This window comes from Polyangium sp. y55x31, from assembly GCF_029946505.1.
Taxonomy (GTDB): Bacteria; Myxococcota_A; Polyangia; order Polyangiales; family Polyangiaceae; genus Polyangium.
Genome location: NZ_JARZHG010000008.1, coordinates 317,989 through 334,870, shown reverse-complemented (window position 1 = coordinate 334,870; position 16,882 = coordinate 317,989). Strand labels below are relative to the sequence as shown.

Annotated in this window: 15 protein-coding genes; 8 read left to right on the top strand and 7 right to left on the bottom strand. The window is 69.3% G+C overall.

Going from position 1 to position 16,882, the window contains the following annotated elements:
* On the bottom strand, positions 1-942 hold the full coding sequence (locus QHF84_RS17925) for an aldo/keto reductase (RefSeq protein ID WP_281314534.1): 942 nt from the start codon (positions 940-942) through the stop codon (positions 1-3).
* Positions 943-1,057: 115 nt separating this feature from the next.
* On the opposite strand from QHF84_RS17925, the gene QHF84_RS17920 reads away from it, so the two are divergent.
* Positions 1,058-1,687: a hypothetical protein gene (locus QHF84_RS17920; protein ID WP_281314533.1), complete on the top strand. Its 630-nt coding sequence runs from the start codon at positions 1,058-1,060 to the stop codon at positions 1,685-1,687.
* Between the two features lie 18 nt (positions 1,688-1,705).
* Here the strand turns inward: QHF84_RS17920 and QHF84_RS17915 are convergent, their stop codons facing one another.
* A complete protein-coding gene (locus QHF84_RS17915; RefSeq protein ID WP_281314532.1) occupies positions 1,706-3,781 on the bottom strand; it encodes a hypothetical protein in 2,076 nt (691 codons plus the stop codon).
* 72 nt (positions 3,782-3,853) lie between these two features.
* Between QHF84_RS17915 and QHF84_RS17910 the strand changes: the two genes are divergently transcribed.
* Entirely contained in the window at positions 3,854-4,492 is a 639-nt protein-coding gene (locus QHF84_RS17910) for a tRNA (guanine-N7)-methyltransferase (protein ID WP_281314531.1), read from the top strand.
* A gap of 2 nt (positions 4,493-4,494) precedes the next feature.
* Here QHF84_RS17910 and QHF84_RS17905 read toward each other — a convergent pair whose 3' ends face one another.
* On the bottom strand, positions 4,495-6,492 hold the full coding sequence (locus QHF84_RS17905; RefSeq protein WP_281314530.1) for a serine/threonine-protein kinase: 1,998 nt from the start codon (positions 6,490-6,492) through the stop codon (positions 4,495-4,497).
* A gap of 156 nt (positions 6,493-6,648) precedes the next feature.
* On the opposite strand from QHF84_RS17905, the gene QHF84_RS17900 reads away from it, so the two are divergent.
* On the top strand, positions 6,649-7,992 hold the full coding sequence (locus tag QHF84_RS17900; protein ID WP_281314529.1) for a metallophosphoesterase: 1,344 nt from the start codon (positions 6,649-6,651) through the stop codon (positions 7,990-7,992).
* 32 nt (positions 7,993-8,024) lie between these two features.
* Positions 8,025-8,567 (top strand): hypothetical protein, encoded by a 543-nt coding sequence (locus QHF84_RS17895; protein WP_281314528.1) that lies wholly within the window; start codon positions 8,025-8,027, stop codon positions 8,565-8,567.
* Between the two features lie 136 nt (positions 8,568-8,703).
* On the opposite strand, the gene QHF84_RS17890 is transcribed toward QHF84_RS17895, so the two are convergent.
* A complete protein-coding gene (locus QHF84_RS17890) occupies positions 8,704-8,910 on the bottom strand; it encodes a YdcH family protein (protein WP_281314527.1) in 207 nt (68 codons plus the stop codon).
* Positions 8,911-9,129: 219 nt separating this feature from the next.
* Between QHF84_RS17890 and QHF84_RS17885 the strand changes: the two genes are divergently transcribed.
* On the top strand, positions 9,130-10,293 hold the full coding sequence (locus tag QHF84_RS17885; RefSeq protein ID WP_281314526.1) for a hypothetical protein: 1,164 nt from the start codon (positions 9,130-9,132) through the stop codon (positions 10,291-10,293).
* 33 nt (positions 10,294-10,326) lie between these two features.
* Here QHF84_RS17885 and QHF84_RS17880 read toward each other — a convergent pair whose 3' ends face one another.
* Positions 10,327-11,541, bottom strand: coding sequence for a vWA domain-containing protein (locus QHF84_RS17880; protein ID WP_281314525.1), 1,215 nt, complete (start codon positions 11,539-11,541; stop codon positions 10,327-10,329).
* Positions 11,542-11,956: 415 nt separating this feature from the next.
* Here QHF84_RS17880 and QHF84_RS17875 point away from each other — a divergent pair, with 415 nt between their 5' ends.
* The 3 genes from QHF84_RS17875 to QHF84_RS17865 all read left to right on the top strand — a co-directional run bounded on the left by QHF84_RS17875 (position 11,957) and on the right by QHF84_RS17865 (position 15,247).
* Positions 11,957-13,555 (top strand): hypothetical protein, encoded by a 1,599-nt coding sequence (locus tag QHF84_RS17875; protein ID WP_281314524.1) that lies wholly within the window; start codon positions 11,957-11,959, stop codon positions 13,553-13,555.
* Between the two features lie 78 nt (positions 13,556-13,633).
* The gene (locus QHF84_RS17870; RefSeq protein WP_281314523.1) at positions 13,634-13,993 is read left to right on the top strand and encodes a VOC family protein; all 360 of its coding nucleotides are present in this window, start codon (positions 13,634-13,636) and stop codon (positions 13,991-13,993) included.
* Positions 13,994-14,005: 12 nt separating this feature from the next.
* On the top strand, positions 14,006-15,247 hold the full coding sequence (locus QHF84_RS17865) for a hypothetical protein (protein WP_281314522.1): 1,242 nt from the start codon (positions 14,006-14,008) through the stop codon (positions 15,245-15,247).
* 36 nt (positions 15,248-15,283) lie between these two features.
* On the opposite strand, the gene tmk is transcribed toward QHF84_RS17865, so the two are convergent.
* Both tmk and panC read right to left on the bottom strand, forming a co-directional pair.
* Positions 15,284-15,949 (bottom strand): dTMP kinase, encoded by a 666-nt coding sequence (gene tmk / locus QHF84_RS17860; protein WP_281314521.1) that lies wholly within the window; start codon positions 15,947-15,949, stop codon positions 15,284-15,286.
* Positions 15,942-16,850, bottom strand: coding sequence for a pantoate--beta-alanine ligase (gene panC / locus QHF84_RS17855; protein ID WP_281314520.1), 909 nt, complete (start codon positions 16,848-16,850; stop codon positions 15,942-15,944). The genes tmk and panC overlap by 8 nt, the downstream gene beginning before the upstream one ends.
* Between the last annotated feature and the right edge of the window lie 32 nt (positions 16,851-16,882).

Below are 16,882 nucleotides of genomic sequence, written 5' to 3'. Positions count from 1 at the left end.
TCAGATCTCGACGCCCACGGCCTTGAGCCGCGCGGCGAGCTCGACCATGACCGTGTCCTTGAGGTACGGCGGTTCGCCCGCCTCGCGCTCGAGCTGATCGAACTGAGCGACCGAGCGGGGGCCGAGGATCGCCGAGGAGACGAGCTGGTTCGCCAGGACGAACCGGAGCGCGACCGAGCGGAGCGTGCCGACGTCCTCGGCCTTGGAGAACGGGCGCAGCGCGTCGAGCTGCTGGATGCGCTTGGCGAGTTCTTTCTGGCTCCAACGATCGGCGCGGTGGTCGCCGGCATAGAACTCGCGCTCGGGGCTCCAGTGGCCGGTGAGCAGGCCGTGGGCGAGGACGCTCCGCGCGAGGACACCGACGCCGTGCTCCTTCACGTCCGCGGAGAGCGCGTGGAGATCCTTGGCGTTGAAAACGTTGTAGGCGAGCTCGAGGACCTTGGCCCCGGCGCGGATCGCGGCGCGCCCGACCTCGACCGATCCCGCGCTCACGCCCCAGGCGCGCACGAGGCCGCGCTCTTCGAGCTCCTTCATGAACGCGACGGTCTCAGCGCGCGCGAGCGCGTGCTCGGTCGGGTTGTGCAGGAGCACGACGTCGAGCGGGCTGCGATCGAGGCGCTCGCGCGAGCGCTCGAAGGCGACGCGCAGGTAGCTCGGGTCGAAGCGCTTCTGCGCGGGTGAGGCTTCGAGATCGGTGCCGATCTTCGTGACGACGTAGGTCTTGTCCTTCGGCAGGCGCGCGCCGAGCTTCTTCTCCATCGCGCCGCGGCCGTAGACGTCGGCGGTGTCGAAGAGGTTCACGCCGGAGGCGACGGCTCGATCGAGGACACGATCGACCTCCGGCAAGACGACGGGCCCGTAGCCGTCGCCGGAAAGCCCCCACGTGCCGAGGCCGAGCTCGGACACTTCGAGGGAGGTTTTGCCGAGAGGCCGCTTTCGCACGCGCCTGCATTTACAACGTACGGCGGTGTCCGTCCATCGTGCATGGCGCGAGGGCTCGCCCGCGCCGGGCTCCCGATCGAGCCACCCGGGAACCAGGGAGGTTTACGAGGGAACCATGGCGAAGGAGCCGTTTTTCGCGTCGAGGACGGAGGGCGAGAAGGCCTCCGGAGGTCGGGATGTGGAGGCGGCAGAGGGCGCACACAAAGCGCTCGAGCTCGTCGCGCTGCGTGGCACCGAGGTGCTCGGCGTGCGCCACGTGCTCGAGGGCGGCGCGTGCTGGATCGGGCAGACCCCGGAGTCGATCGCGCGGATCCCGATGGCCGAATACGGAGGCCAAGCCGCCGTCGTGGCCGAGGTGAAGGAGGGGCAGTTCATGCTGCACGTGCCCCCGCGCGCGAGAGGACGAACGCATGGAAAAGACGGGCTTGGCCGCCTCGTGACCGGGCCCGTGTCGCTCGAAGTGGAGGAGGGCGATCGGGCGGTGATCGTGCTCGGGCCGGTGCAGGTCCGCGCGCGGCTCGTGGCGATCGAGGCATCAGGCAAGGCGCGCGTGCGGATCCCGAACGAGACGCGCCGCCTGCTCACCGTGATGGGCGCGCTGTACGTCACGGCGTTGGCGCTCTGCGCGGCGATCGCGCCCGCGCGGCCCGATCGGCTCGCGCACGGCGCGATCCGGCGGGCGATCGCGACGGTGACGGAAAGCGTGGCGAGCGTGAACACGACGCAAGAGTTCCCGCGCCCGTGATCCGCGGAGGCCGTCGCGTCACTGGTAAAGCCAGTAGTGAAACGAATGGAACGCGCCCGCCTCGCGCGGCGTGACCTCGATCTCAGTCCGAGCCCAGACGCGATCCGGCGGGATCTCCACGACACGCTCGACCCACGGTCCGGCCGGGAGCCGAGCCGATCCGATCTCGATGCCGCCCGCGCGCACGACGAGCTCGACGTCGGTGTCGGCCGAGGCGCGCAAGACGAGGGATGCCGCGCGGCCCTGGGCGAGGTTCGTGGTGAAACGATCGAGCGCGCGGCGCATGCGGCCGCCGTCGGCGATCTCGGCGGCAGGCGTGTCCTCGTCCGAGCCTGCATCGTCCCGCCGCGGCGGCTCGGCCATCACGGCCACGTTGTCCTGATCCGACGCGCCGAGCCGCGCGTAGCCGTGCGTGTCCTCGGACTCGAGGTCGGAGACGTCGATCTCGTCCGCGAGCGCGCCCTTCGGCGTCACCACGCGCGGCAGCGCCCCCGTGCCGAGGAGATCCCAGCGCGCGTCGTGGGCGATCATCGTTGGTCCTCCAAGGATCGACTGATCGGTCACGGTCTCGCGGTGCAGCTCCTCGCCGAGCACGGGCGGGCAGGCCATCCACTGCGGGTACACGATGAAGTGCGAGGGCCGGCGCTCAGCGGGCAGTTTTTCGTAGTGCTCGAAGCGTGAGCCAGCGCCGAACGTCCAGTACCGCGATTCGCCCTCGGTCGTCAGGCCGACGACGTCGAAGGTGCGCCGGTCGGAGACGTAGGCGATCGCGCCCGTGTCGTTCACGCCGATGCGCGCGCCTTCGGGGAGTTTTTCGCGCGCCCAGAAGCCGAGCGTGACTTGCTGGTGATCGATCGCGCGCGCGCTCGTGGCGAGGTCGGAGAGCGTCCAGGGGAGCTTCGTGACGAGCGCGCCCGTGAAGAGGCCGAGGACGAGCGGCGTGACGGGCGCGCGCGCGCGGAAGAAGCGTCGCGCGAGGTCGCCGATCTCGCGGGCGAGGCAGGCGAGCAGGACGAAGTGCGCCGCGTAGAAGGGCCAGACGTAGCGGACGCGGTTCCAGAGGAAGCTCAGGTACGTGCACGGCAGCGCGGTCGCGAGGACGATCGCGAGGACGAACGTGCCGTGGATCGGGAGCGCAGAGCGCTGCACGCGGAACACGAGCGCGAAGGCGCCGAGGATCGTGGGGACGAGGAAGTTCTCCGGGACGAAGATCGCGGACCACTCGCCGCCGTCGAGCACACTCTGCCAGAGGACACGCAGGTTCGACTGGAGGAAGCCGATCATGCCGGCGCGGTCGTACGCGGGGTTCGCCGGGAGCCACTTGACCATCGTGGTCGAGGAGGCCGCGTGACCCGCGAGCACGAGGTGGAGCAGCGGCACGAGCAGCGGTCCGAGCGCAGGGACGAGCGCAGGGACGAGCGCGACGAGGCGTCGCGGTTTGCCGTCGCCGTTCGGGCGTAACGCGAGCGCGGCGACGGCGAGCGCCGAGGCGACGGCTCCTTCGGGGCGCACGAGCGGCGTGAGCAAGCCGAGCGCGGCGACCTCGATCGCCTGGCGACGGCCGGGCGCGGGGGACGAAGGATCGGGCTCGCAGTACGCGGCCGCGACGCGCGCCGTGCGCATGAGCATCCACGCGAAGGGGATGGTCTCCATGCCGCTCCACGCGAACCACGCGAACGCGCCGAAGCCGAGGCACATGAGCATCGCGCCGGCGCCCGCAGCGCGGCCGGCGAGTCGATGCGCCAGGCGCCCGGTCTCGACCGCGAGCGCGGCGTGCGCGAGCGTGCCGAGCAGCCACGTGGCCCACACGAACGAGAGCCCACGCAGGCCGAGGAGGTAGAGCGGCGCGAGGGCGACAGGCCAGAGCAGGCTCGTCGCGCCCGTCGTGTAGCCCTCGCCGGGCACGTACGAGAAGAAGTGCCCCTCGGCGAGGCGACGCGCGTATTGCAGGTGGATGAACGCGTCGTCGAGCGGGAGCGCAGGCCGGCCTGCGCGGTTCAGGATGCCGCGGACGGCGAGCGCGCCGAGGGCGAAGCTCACCACGAGGGGGAAGGCGTAAGGGGCCAGGCGTTTGCCCACGTCCCGAGGCGTCACGGGCGGGACCATACCGACCCGGTCAAAGGCCCGCTACCCATCCGGCCGACGTTGTGCTTGTTTGCGCCCGCCATGGTGTTCCGGCCGCGCCCCAACCATCCGTACGCTCACGCCGCTCGCTTCCCGGACGAGGGCCCGGTCGACATCGGCTCGATCCTGCCGGGGGAAGGCCCCATCGAGATCGAGATCGGCCCGGGCCGCGGGGGCTTCGTCTTCGAGCGCGCGGCGGCCGCGCCGGATCGCAGGCTGCTCGGGCTGGAGATCCGGCTGAAGTGGTCGTCGATCGTGGACGAGCGGCTCAAGAAGCAGGGCCTTGGCGGGCGGGCGCGCGTGCTCAACGCGGACGCGCGCGAGGCGCTCTCCCGGCTCGGGCCGGACGGCTCGATCGATACGTTTTTCATGCATTTCCCCGATCCCTGGTGGAAGAAAAAGCACGCGAAGCGCCTCGTCATGGGGCCGGGTTTGCTCGACTCGATCGCGCGGCTCCTGCGCGACGGCGGCGAGTTCTACGTGCAGACGGACGTCGCGGAGCGGGCGGAGATGTACGAAGCGCAGATCGGCGCGCACGAGGCGTTCGAGCCGAGCGGCGACGAGCCGGGTTCGGCGCGGATGGTCGAGAACCCGTACAACGCGCGGAGCCCGCGCGAGCACCACGCGATCGCGGACGGGCTGCCCGTGACGCGCTTGCGGTATCGCCGCCGGCCGCGCTGAGACTAGTTGAGCTTGAAGGCCGCGCGCGCGACCTCGCCGGCCTTCACCTGCACGGCCTGCGACTGCGAGGCGCCGCCGCCTTCGGGCTTGCACGTGACGCGCGCGGTGCCCGCGTTGACCACGGCCTCGACGGGCGTGGACCCGTAACCGACGCCGTTGATCGTCACGTTGCAGAAGCCGCCCTTCGACGTGACGCGCACCTTGCCGCTGCCGCCGCCGCCTCCGCCGCCCGCGGTGCTCGGGCTGCCCGTGCCCGCGGCCGCGGCGCTGTTCGGATCGGCCTTCACGAGCCGCTCCTGGATGACCTTCGTCTCGCCCTTCTCGGCGGTGAACGTGATCGTCTTCGGCACGTAGCCCGAGAGCTGGAGGACGATCTTGTGCTCCTCGCCCGCGGAGAGGCCTTCGAGCTTTTCGACCACGCCCTTCAGTTGTTTGTTGTCGAGCCAGACCGTCGCGGGGGGATCGATCTTCAGCACCACCGTGACCGATCCGGTCTTCATCACGGCCTGGACGGCGCGCGTGGGCTCTTGCTCGGTCAGCGTGATCGACTCGCGGTGCGCCTCGAAGCCTTCCTTCGTCAGCTTGATCTTGATCTCGCTGTCGAGCGGCAGCCCCTCGATCTTCGCGGGCGTGACCTGCTTCTGCAGCTCGCCGTTGATCCAGATCGAGCAGCCCTCGTCCGCGCCGCACTTGATGTCGAGCGCGCCTTTCGTCTCCTTCGCGCGCACCGCCTGCGCCTTCTCGGCCTCGGCGCGCATCTGCGCTTCGCGATCCGCGGCCTGCTTGCGCATGTAGAAGAAGCCGCCCACGCCGGCGGCCACCACGGCGGCGAGCGCGATCCAGAGCCCCACGCTCGAACGCTTCGGCAGCGGCGTCGACGCGCCCGTCGCCGACATGCCTCCGCCGCCCGTCACCGTGCCCTCGTACATCGAGGGGCTGTGCTGCATGGCGATGATGTCGGCGAGCTGCTTGACGTCCTGCAGCGCCTCCTTCTGCTGCTCCAGTTTGTCCTGGAACAGGGACTGCATCCACTGCGTCAGGCTGATCTGCGAGACCGGGATGCGCTCCTCGCGGACGAACGCTTCGAGGTCGCTCTGCATCTCGCGCGCGCTCTGGTAGCGATCCTCGCGCTTCTTCTCGAGCGACTTCATCACGATGCGCTCGAGCGCGGGCGGGTAGCCGGGTTTGACCTGGCTCGGGCGCGGATACTCCTTCTCGCAGATGAGCTTCAGCGTCTCGAACTCGCTCGATCCCTTGAAGAGGCGTTTGCCCGTGGTGAGCTCGAAGAGCAGCACGCCGACGGCGAAGATGTCGCTGCGCCAGTCGACGTCGCTGCCGGACGCTTGCTCGGGCGACATGTACGGGACTTTGCCCTTGAGCTGGCCGTCCTTCGTGTCCTCGCCGATCTGCGAGCTCGACTTGGCCACGCCGAAGTCGACGATCTTCACGTCGCCCGAGAACGTGCAGACGATGTTCTGCGGCGAGATGTCGCGATGCACGATGTGCAGGAGGTTGCCCTCGAGGTCGCGCTTCTCGTGCGCGTAGGCGAGGCCCGCGCAGGTGCCGAGTCCGATCGCGACGGCGTGCTCGAGCGGGAACTCGGTGAGGCCCTTCTTGCGCATCGCGCGGACGATGGAGCGGACGTCCTCGCCGTGGATGTGCTCCATGGCGATGAAGTACGTCCCGTCGACCTGCCCGACGTCGAACGTCTGCACGATGTTCGGGTGCGACATCGTCGCGGCGACACGCGCCTCGTGCAGGAGCATCTCGATGAACGCCTGATCGTTGTTCATCGAGGGCAAGATCCGCTTGATGACGATGAGCTTCTCGAAGCCCGCGACCGAGCGGTGCAAGGCGAGGAAGATCTCCGCCATCCCGCCGGCCGCCAGCCGACGCAGAAGCGTGTACTTGCCGAACTGGCGCGGCAGGTTCTCTTCAGGGAGCGAGGCCAGATTGAACCCCGCGTCGTCCTGTGGCTCTCCGCCCGCGCGTTGCACCATCCGTAATCCCGTCTGTCCGTAAGGTTACGGCGCAGCATCATGACATGGTGGCTCCCGGTGTCGACGGATTCTTCCAGCCGCGCGCCGTCTTCCCCTCCGCCGCCGTGGCGCGCCCGTCCGCTGGAATTGAGCGCAAGATCCATGCTAGGCAGCGTCGTGACCCCGTCTCCTTCGCCCCCGCGCGCCCTCCCTCGCATCACCCTCGGGCTTTCCATCACGGCGGCGTTGCTCGGGGTCTCGGGGTCCGCCGATGCGGCTTCGATCCGCAAGGGGCCGTACCTGCAGGCGCTCGGCCAGACGGCCGTCACGATCAAGCTGGAGCTCTCGATGCCGGAGCCGGCGACGGTCCTCGTGACCGGGCCGGGGGGATTCTCGTCGTCGAAGGCGTCGGAGTCGGAGAAGCGCTTCCACGCGATCCGGGTCGAGGGCCTCGCGCCCGCGACGACGTACGCGTACCGCGTGAAGGTCGGCGACGTGGAGAGCAGGCCCGTGGATTTCACCACGGCGCCCGCGGATGGCCGCCCCTTCAAGTTCGTCGCGTACGGCGACAGCCGCTCGGACGCCGCGTCGCACGCAGCCGTCGCGCGGGCCATCGAAGCCGCGCCCGGCGACTTCTTCGTGCACACGGGCGACATGGTGCAGGACGGCGACAACGAGGCGCAGTGGCAGGAGTTCTTCGGCATCGAGGGCAAGCTGCTCGCGAACCGGTGCATCTTCGTCGCCGTCGGCAACCACGAGCTCACGACGCCCGATCCCACGGGGCAGGTGAACTTCCTCCGGTACTTCGCGGCGACCGAGACGGATGGCCGGGAGCGCCCGCACCTCTACGGATCGTTTCGATGGTCGAACACGCGGTTCTTCCTGCTGAACGCGATGGATACGTGGACCGGCGACGAGAAGGAGTGGCTACGCGCGGAGCTCGTGAGCGCGCTCGACGAACCGGGCCTCGTGCATCGGATCGCGGTGATGCACCACGGGCCGTTCTCGAGCGGCTACCACGGCGGCAACGCGCGCCTCGCGTCGCAAGGGATCATCCCGATGCTGCGGGACAACAAGGTCGAGCTCGTGATCGCGGGGCACGACCACATCTACGAGCGCGGCGAAGGGCAGGGGCTCAAGTACATCGTGTCGGGCGGCGCGGGCGCGCCGCTCTACCAGCAACGCAGCCGCGCGCCGGAGCAGCGGTACTTCGAGTCGGTGCACCACTTCCTCGAAGTCTCGGTCGACGGCCCCGAGGTCAACGTCCTCGCCCGCCGCGCGAGCGGGAGCGTGATCGAGCAGTGCAGCTACCGGGGGACCGAGAGCTGGTCCTGCAAATCCGACGAGAAGAAGCCCGCGACCGCCGCCACGCCCGCGACGACACGAGCGAGCACGGCCTGCACCTGCGCGGTCCCCGGGAGCACGTCCGGAGATACGGGCGGGGCCGCGGCGCTCGTCGCCTTCGCCGCGCTCGGGGCCCTCGGGGTGAGGCGCCGCGTTTCGTCCGCGGGAGATACTTGATCACCGGCCGAGCCCGGGGATATCGTCCCGCCATGCCTCGTTTGGCCTCGCTCGTCTCGACCGCGTCCGCGTTGGCTCTCCTCGGCAGCGTGCTGTTCGGCTGCGCCACGTACCGTCAGGATCTGGAGCGAGCGCAGAAGCACTACGAGGAGAACCAGTACGAGAAGGCGCTCGCGCTCTTCCGCGTGCTCGAGCCCGACATCGACTCGCTCTCCGACGCCGAGCAGGCGAAGTACGCGTACCTCCGCGGCATGACGGACTATCGGCTCGCGGGCCTCTCGCTCGCCGCGAACGTGCCGGGCGGCGTGGCCGATCCGAAGCGCGGCTACCGCGACAACGCGCGCCACTGGCTCGCCGTCGCCGCCGCCATCGAGAAGAACACGCCGGGCGGGCTCACGGGCGACGAGAAAAAGCGCCTCGAAGATGCGCTGACGGATCTCAACAAGGACGTGTACGGCGGCATCGAGAGCGTCGAGGACAAGGTCGACGATACGAAGAAGCCCGAAGACGCCGCCGAGAAGAAAGCCGATCCGGGCGCTGCCGCCCCGGCCCCGGCTGCGGCGCCGCCGAAGTAGAGCTCGCCGAGGCCCGAAACGCCGAGAGCGCCGCATCGGCCTCGCCGATCGGCGCTCTCGTTCGTTCGAAGGGCCCTCTCGTCTCGGGGGCCGAGGTGCGCTCCGGACTTTCCTCTCGCGTCCGGTCGCCCCTGGGTCAGGACGTTCCCCGGCGGAGGGCGTGAATCTCGTCCTTCGCCTTGAGCTTTTGCTTCTTCAGCTCGGCTACCTCGAGCTGCTCGGAGGGTGTCAGGTACGCGTGTCGCCCGAGCTCGGCGAGGCGCTCGTCGAGCTCCCGGTGGCGCATCTCCGCATGGTTCAGCCGCTCGGCATCGGAATCGGTCTCGGTCACCCGCTTCATCATGCCCACCTCCTGGTGAGGGCTCTTTGCTGTACTGCGAAGAGCCCCGCTTGCTGGTCCATCATCGAGCCGGCCCCCGAGGACGGGGAGCCGCGCGCGATGGATTCAAGGTACCCTAGGACGAGCGGGGTCGGATCCCCTTTCCGCGTGGCTCATGTGCTTCTTCGTTCGACGTTTTCCACTCGGGTCGGGTTCGTCCCCGTCGCCTCCGTTGGGGTAGGGATGGCTTTTTCCACGCGCACGCGCACGTGCCTCGCACTCGCTCTCGCCGGCTTGCTCGTGGGGTGTGGTTCGTCCGGACCTCGGCCCGAGGTTCCGAGGCCCGCGCCGAAGGCCGAGAGCGGACCCGTGATCGAGGTCTCGCCCGTCGTGGTCTCGCCTTACACCGAGGCCGATCTCGTGCAGGAGTTCGAGCGGGCGAAGGCGCTGCTCCTCGGCGGGAATCACCGCGAGGCCGCCGAGGTCTTCGACAAGCTCGCGCGGCACGCGCCCGAGGGTGAGGTCGGAGCGGCGAGCCTTTACAACGCGGCCGTCGGCTACGAGGCGCTCGGGGAGCGAGAGGTGGCGGCCGAGCGGCTTCGGGAGCTCTTGCGGCGCTTCCCGGGCCACGCCCTCGAGCGCAGCGCGCTGTTTCGTCTCGGTCGAGCGCTCGCGTATCTCGAGCGCTGGGCCGAGCTCGTCGCCGTCTCGGAGAAGCTCCTCGCGCGGCAGGACCTCGCCGTGCTGGAGGTGATCGAGGCGCGCGGGGCGCGGGCGCTCGGGCTCGTGGAGCAGGACCTCGTGGAGGAGGCGGCGCGCGAGGTCGCGGTGGCGCGGGACGTCGTCGAGCGCGAGCGTCTGGGCGAGGCGGGTAAGCCCCCGATCGAGCTCGCGCAGCTCTGGTTCGCCGTGGGCGAGGTGCGGCGCAAGCGGAGCGAGGCGATCAAGTTCGAGCCCATGCCGCCGAACTTCGCCGAGACGCTCGAGAAGCGCTGCCAGGGGCTGCTCGACGCGCAGGGGGCGTACACCGAGGCGATGCGGAGCCTCGACGCGCACTGGTCGGCGATGGCGGGCTACCGCGTGGGGCAGCTCTACCAGGAGCTGCACCGCGACGTGATGCGGGTGCCTCCGCCCGCGGCGGCGGACACGGTGCGCAAGCGGCAGCTCTTCGAGGGGGCGATGCGGCTGCGTTACCGCGTGCTCCTGGAGAAGGGGTTCAAGATGATGGAGGGGACGGTGCGGCTCGGGGATCGGACGGGAGAGGCGTCGGCGTGGATCGGGCGGGCGCGGGAGGCCGAGCGGGCGCTCGAGCTCTCGCTGGCCGACGAGAAGGCGGCGCTCGCGCGGCTTCCGTTCACCGAGGACGAGCTCCGGGAGGCGCTCGAGGCGTTGAAAAAGAAGCCGTGAAGGTTCTTCCGGGCACGAGGGCCCGGCGAGCCTTCAATGGATGTCGGGCTTGCAGCCGAAGAAGATATCGAGCTTGCCGTCCGGATCGGCCTGGACGATCTGGCACGAGGCGGCGCAGAGCAGGATCTTCTGCGGCTTCTTCGGGTCGTCGTAATACCAGCCGGGGCCGATGCCGCAGTCCGCCGCGCTCTTCACCTGGAGGATCTCTTTTTCGACGCCCGCGCCGTTCGTGTGCTTCACCGTGGCCTTGTCGAGCTCGAGCGGCTCGTTGCCGGTCGGCTCGGGGACGATGTACTCGCAGGCGAGGGCCTTCGAGCGGATCTCCGTCATCTTCTGGGCGAACTGCGCGACGTTCGCGGTGACGTCGTACGATTTCGTGGTCCCGCCGGCCGCGGCGATCTGGTCGAGGTTCAAGACGCTCGCGCCGTTGATGGCGACGACGTACGTCTCGACGCCATTGTAATCGAGGGCGGCCTTCGCCAGGCCCGCGATGCTCGGGATGTCGTTCTGGTTGCCGGGGCAGCTATTGGGATCGCCGTCGCTCGCGAAGACGAGGATCACCTTGTGGTTCGGGTGCGCGTCCTTGTAGGCCGTCGCATTGAAGAGCGCGCCTTCGAGCGCGCCGTACATCGGCGTCGAGCCGCCGTTCGGGCTCTCGCTGTTGATCGATTGCACGAGCGCCGGCGCGTTCCCGGGCAAGGCCCCGATCTGGACGGACAGGTCGTCGTAATGGTGGTAGTTGCAGACGAGCCCGTCCGGCGGGGTATCCACGGGGAAATACAGGATACCAACGTTGATCCCTGCCGAGGCCGGATCCTCCACGAATTGCTTGATTGCCGCCGTCGCGCCGTTCCAGTTCTGGCCGTACATGCTGCCGGAGCGGTCGAGCAGGATGACGAGATCGAGCTCGACGGGCTCGGCCTTTCCACCGGTCTGGGCGCAGGCTTCTTCCCCGCCGCCTCCGCCGGCGCCCATCATGCCGCCATCGAAATCGAACATGTCGCCGCCCGTACCGGCGGCGCTGCCTGGAGCCGAGCCTCCGCCGCCGGTCGCGCCGCTCGTCTCCTCGACGCCGTTCGAGGCTTGACCGTCGTGGCCCCCGGAGGCGCTGCACGCGAGGCCGAGCGAGGAGACGCAGAGCGCCGCGAGGGCGCAGAGGGTCTTGGGGCTTCGTCCGCCGAATGCGACGGAGCGCCCCAAATGTCCGACCTGCGTGGTGCTCGTAATGCGGGATGCGCGGAAAAACATGTTTACTCCTGGGAATCTGGAGAAGGACGACGATCCGCTCGGTGCCTCGTATCCATCACCGATCGGGGAGCTTTGCGCCGCCGATGGGCCGTGAACTCGAATCATTCGAGACGCGCAGGGGGCGACGACGGAGCAAGATCGATGTATACGGCACGGACGTGCGCGGCAAGCACCCGCGAATGGAAGATGGGTTTCGACGAGGGCATCGAACGCGAGGCATTCGTCGAAATGATGGCCTTACGGAGGCTGGATCGCAATCGGGGGACGTCTGATTGCGATCTCGAACGTGCAATTTGGAAAAACCGGTGCGTCGCGGCTATACGCGTCGTTCCGGACAAGGGTACGCCGTCGCGCCGCACGTGCGAGCATTCGTGCCTCGCCGCGGCAGAGAGGTGGGTCGACGATGAGGGAATGGATGAATTGGGGGCGCATTCTCGCCGTGTCCGTGAGCGTCGTCGCCGCGGGCTGCGCGCGGCAGGCGTCTGATGCCGCGCGTGGTGAGGGCGGTGGCGGCGAGAACGGCGAAAACGGCGCGGGAGGCCATGGCGGTGAAGGCGGCGCCTCCCTCGGGCCCACGGACTGCCCCCTGGATTGCTCGCTCATCGACGCGCCGCCCTGCCTCGTGTCCGTCTGCGACGCGGAGAAAAAGCGCTGCGCCATCGTGCCGCGCCCCGCCGGGACCTCCTGCGAGGATGGCCTCTTCTGCACCGTGGGCGATAGCTGCCAGGCCGGCGTTTGCGTCGGGGGCGTGCAAAACGACTGCGGTATGAAGGCCGCGACCTGCTCGGTCGTGACCTGCCACGAGGACACCGCCACCTGCGACGAGGGGCCCGCGCTCGACGGAGCGCCTTGCGTGTCGAGCGACGCGTGCACGGTCTCCGCGACCTGCAAGGGCGGCGCCTGCGTCGGGTCGCCGAAGAGCTGCCACTTCGCGCCCGTGCCCGACGATTGTCACGTCGCGGTCTGCAACCCCCAGACGGGCGCCTGCGAGCCCGTCCCCGGCAACGAGGGCCTCGGTTGCGAGCAAGGCGGCGACCCGTGCCTGACGGGCAAGACCTGCGCCGCCGGCGTTTGCCAGGGAGGAGGCCCGAAAGACTGCACGAGCGCCGCGGACGACTGCAATACGGGCGTCTGCGACGCGGCCACGGGGGCGTGCGTGGGCGCGCCGCGCGGCGCGGGCCTTTCGTGCAGCGAGGTCGTCGACGAGTGCAATACGGGGATGTGCGACGCCTCGGGTGTTTGTCAGAGGGTGCCCACGCCGGGCGTGGCCTGCGCGTCCGCCAAGAACGACTGCAACGACGGCGTCTGCGACGCGTCGGGCGCCTGCGTGGGCGTGCCGGTCAACGAGGGCGGAGCCTGCGAGGATGGCAACGCGTGCACGCTGGGCGAGACGTGCTCGGCGGGGTCGTGTACGGGCGGCAAGGCGGAAGGGTACGTCGTCTACCTGCACGAGACGTTCGCGGACAACTCCGCGGGCTGGACGCTCGAAGGCGAGTGGCAAATCGGCCCCGCAAAAGCCTCACCAGGCAACGCCTCCCACGGCTCCGAGGACCCGGACACGGACCGCTCCTCGACGGCCGACAACGGGATCGCGGGCGTGAACATCGGAGGATATGCGGCCGAGGTCGTTCACCCGCCCCAGTACCTCGTGAGCCCGCCGATCGACACGAGCGGCACGGGCTCTTTGTGGCTCTCCTTCTACCGCTGGCTCAACAGCGATTACGGGCCGTACATGACGAACACCGTGGACGTCTTCGACGGGAGCGCGTGGGTGAACGTATGGAACTCGGGTGGGCCGCCTGCGCTCAAGGATGCAGCGTGGACGCTCATGACGTACGACCTCACGGCGTACCGAAACGCGGCGCTTCGCGTGCGTTTCGGCTTCGAGGTGGGCAACGGCGGCGTGTTCACGGTGTCGGGGTGGAACCTCGACGACGTGACGATCGCGAACCAGGTCTGCGAGGTGGCGGACCCGCCCGCGCCGGAGCCTGCGCCCTCCTCCGTCGCGCACTGACGGGGCGTTTGTCGGGGGGCTCCTCGGGCGAAGGAATTCGTGGCGACACGGTTCCTTCGCTCGGGTAGGATGCCGCCCATGATTGACCACATTTCAATCGGCGTACGTGACCTGGAGAAAAGCAAGGCGTTTTACGCGGCCGCGCTCGCGCCGCTCGGTTATGCCCTGATGATGGAGTTCCCCGGCGTGGCCGGGCTCGGGGAAAAGGGCAAGCCGGATTTCTGGCTCGGCGCGGGGGAGGTGGGGGCGCGCCAGCACATCGCGTTCCTCGCCCCGGATCGCAAGACGGTCGACGCGTTTTACGAGGCCGCGATCCGGGCCGGAGGCAAGGACAACGGCGCGCCGGGGCTCCGGCCGCAGTATCACCCGAATTATTACGGTGCGTTTGTCCTGGATCCGGACGGGCACAACATCGAGGCGGTTTGCCACACGCCGTGACGGGACGGGCGCATGAGCGATGCGAGCGCCCAGCCACGTCGTCGTAGGGGGCTCGCCATCGCCGGCGCCGTCTCGGGTGTGCTCGTCGTTTCCCTCGGCGCGTTCTCGTTCTGGCTTCGCGGCGGCGTGCAGGATGGCCCGAACGATCCGAGCGACGCGGGCGACGAGGTCGCATCATCGGTCCCACACATCGCCCCTTCCGGCTCTCCCGCCCGGTCCGACGCCCGTGACGCGGGGAGCAACGACTTCTTCGTCGGCGATTTTTCGGATCTGATCGGGGCCAACCGGGACGAGCAGGCGGTCCTCGTGGTGCGAGATGGCTCCTGGAAGAGGCGCGCCCAGCACGCGTACTTCGTCGTGCATCTCGATGGCCGAACGGAAGACGAGTTCGTCCTTTCGTCGGAAGGATACGATCACGAGACGGAGGATCCGAGCGCGCTGAACACGCCCGAATCACGGGCGATCCTCGGCCGGCTGGAGGCGCTTGCACGGCGGTTCCGCCGCATGGGCGCGTGGCTACCGTTTCTCGCGTTCCCCAGCGCCGAGAGCTGGCACGTCCGATTCTTCGAGGATGGCAGCGCAGAGATCGATACGAACCAGACGCGCTGGAGCTGGGTCCGATGGGCCGGATCTCCAGACTTCGTTCATCGGTCGCAGGACTCCAAGGTGCCGTGGCGCGTGGCCGAGGGTTTGCCGGTCGTCTCCTACGACTACGACGACGGGCGCTGGGGCGATTGGTCGGAAGGGATGCGGGACGTTTGCTTCTTCTGGGAGGAGCCGCCCGCCGCGCGCCGCAAGCTGACTTGTTCCAACGGGATCCACCACGCTTCGATCGTCTGTGACCGCGGGATCTGTGGTCTCTTGACCAAGGGTCTCGGGCTCGCGTTCTCGCTGATCGACCATCGAGGCGCGCAGATCCTCGCGGATGGGTACGTCTCCGGTGTCGCCCTTGATGCCCCCGTCGACCTCGCCGTCAACGACGCCGGCCGCGTGGCCATCTCGTACGGCCATTCGAGCGCACGGATGGCGGTCGTCGATCTTCGCACCGGGATCTTTCGCGAACGTCGCGACAGCCCGCCCGGGCCCCCAGCGACCGTGTGGCTCGACGATCAGACGCTCATCGCGTGTGATGCGGAGCAATTCAGCAAGCACCGCAGCCTCGTACGATTGTCCCTCGATGACGAGAGCGCCTGGACGATACGAGAATCGGGGCTGCATCTGCGAACGGGTGCCGACGGAGGCGTGCGTCGATGAGCCGCGCACGGGGAAACCCGCGAGCCGCGCGGTGTTTTACGAGCCTTCGCCGACGTACGGTTCGAGCGCGCGGATGATCGCCGCGGTGACCGAATCGACGTCGCCGTTGCCGTCGACGTGCACGAGCCGCTCGCTGCCGATGATCTTGTCGGCTTCGAGGTAGGCGCGGGCGAGGCGGGCCTGGAGCTCCGGCTCCTCGAAGAGCTCGCTCGCGCCGCCGCGGGCGCGCCTGCGTTGCGCGGCGACCTCCGGATCGACGTCCACGACGACCGTGACGTCGGGCTTGAGCGCGTGGCGGTTGCAGTGGCGGATCCAGGCGATCATGTCCGCGCGCGCGCCCTCGTCTTCGATGCCGATCGACTGGTAGATGATGCTCGAGAGCTCGTAACGATCCGAGATGACCACGTAACCGTCGCGCAGGTGCGGCGCGACCTCGGACTCGATGTGATCGAGCCTGTCGGCCGCGAAGAGCAGCGCCATCGTGCTGTCGCGGTGCCTCGAAGGCAGGGTCACGCGCTGGGTGAGCACGAGCCGGAGGAGCGAGCCCATCGGCCCGCCGCTCGGCTCGCGCGTGACGTGCGCGAGCCTTCGTCGTCCTCGCAAGAACGAGCCGTACCGCACGGCTTGTGTCGTCGTCCCCGCGCCGTCGATGCCCTCGAAGACGACGAACAGGCCGTCGTTTCCGTCCTCGCCTTCACGCATGGCGTGCCTCGTCTCCTTCCTTCGTCGTGGTCACGTCGAGCGGGATGGGATCCTCGCCGAGCACCAGGTTGTCGATGAGCCGCGCGCCGCCGATGCGGATGGCGAGCGCGAGCAGCACGCGATCCGGCGTGCGCTCCTCCGGGCCGAGCACGGCGAGCGTATCTGCGTCGGCCACGTCCACGTAGTCGATCGAGCTCGCGACGGGCGCGACGTGCCCGCGCGCGAGCGCGGTGAGCATGCCGGCGCGACGCTCCCCCGCGGCGAACGCGCGCGCCGCGGCGGAGAGGCCTTGCGGGATGGCGAGGGCCTGCGCGCGCGCTTCGGGCGAGAGGTACGCGTTGCGCGACGACATCGCGAGCCCGTCCGGCTCGCGCACGGTCCGCACCCCGACGACCTCCACGGGCAGGAAGAGGTCCCGCGTGAAGCGCTCGATCACCTTGAGCTGCTGGTAGTCCTTGCGGCCAAAGAGCGCGATCGAAGGTCCTACGAGCGCGAACAATTTCGTGACGACCGTGGCCACGCCCTCGAAGTGGCCGGGCCGGTGCGCGCCGCAGAGGCCCGCGGCCGTGGCGCCGACATGCACGCGGGTCTCATCGCCGGGCGGGTACATGTCGGCGGGCGCGGGCGCGAAGACGCCGTGTGCGCCCGCGTCCGCGCACTTCTTCGCGTCGCCTTCGAGGTCCCGCGGGTACCGGGCGAAATCCTCGTTCGGGCCGAACTGCGTGGGGTTCACGAAGATCGAGACGACGACGAAATTGGCGTGTTTTCGCGCCTCCTCGATGAGCGCCTGATGCCCGCGGTGCAAGGCGCCCATCGTGGGAACGAGGCCCACGCGCGCGCCGCGCCGCCGCGCCTCGTCACACGCACGCCGGAAGTCGAGTGGGGCGCGCCAGATCTCCATGGCGCGCCACGCTAGCAGAAAGCGCAGGCCCG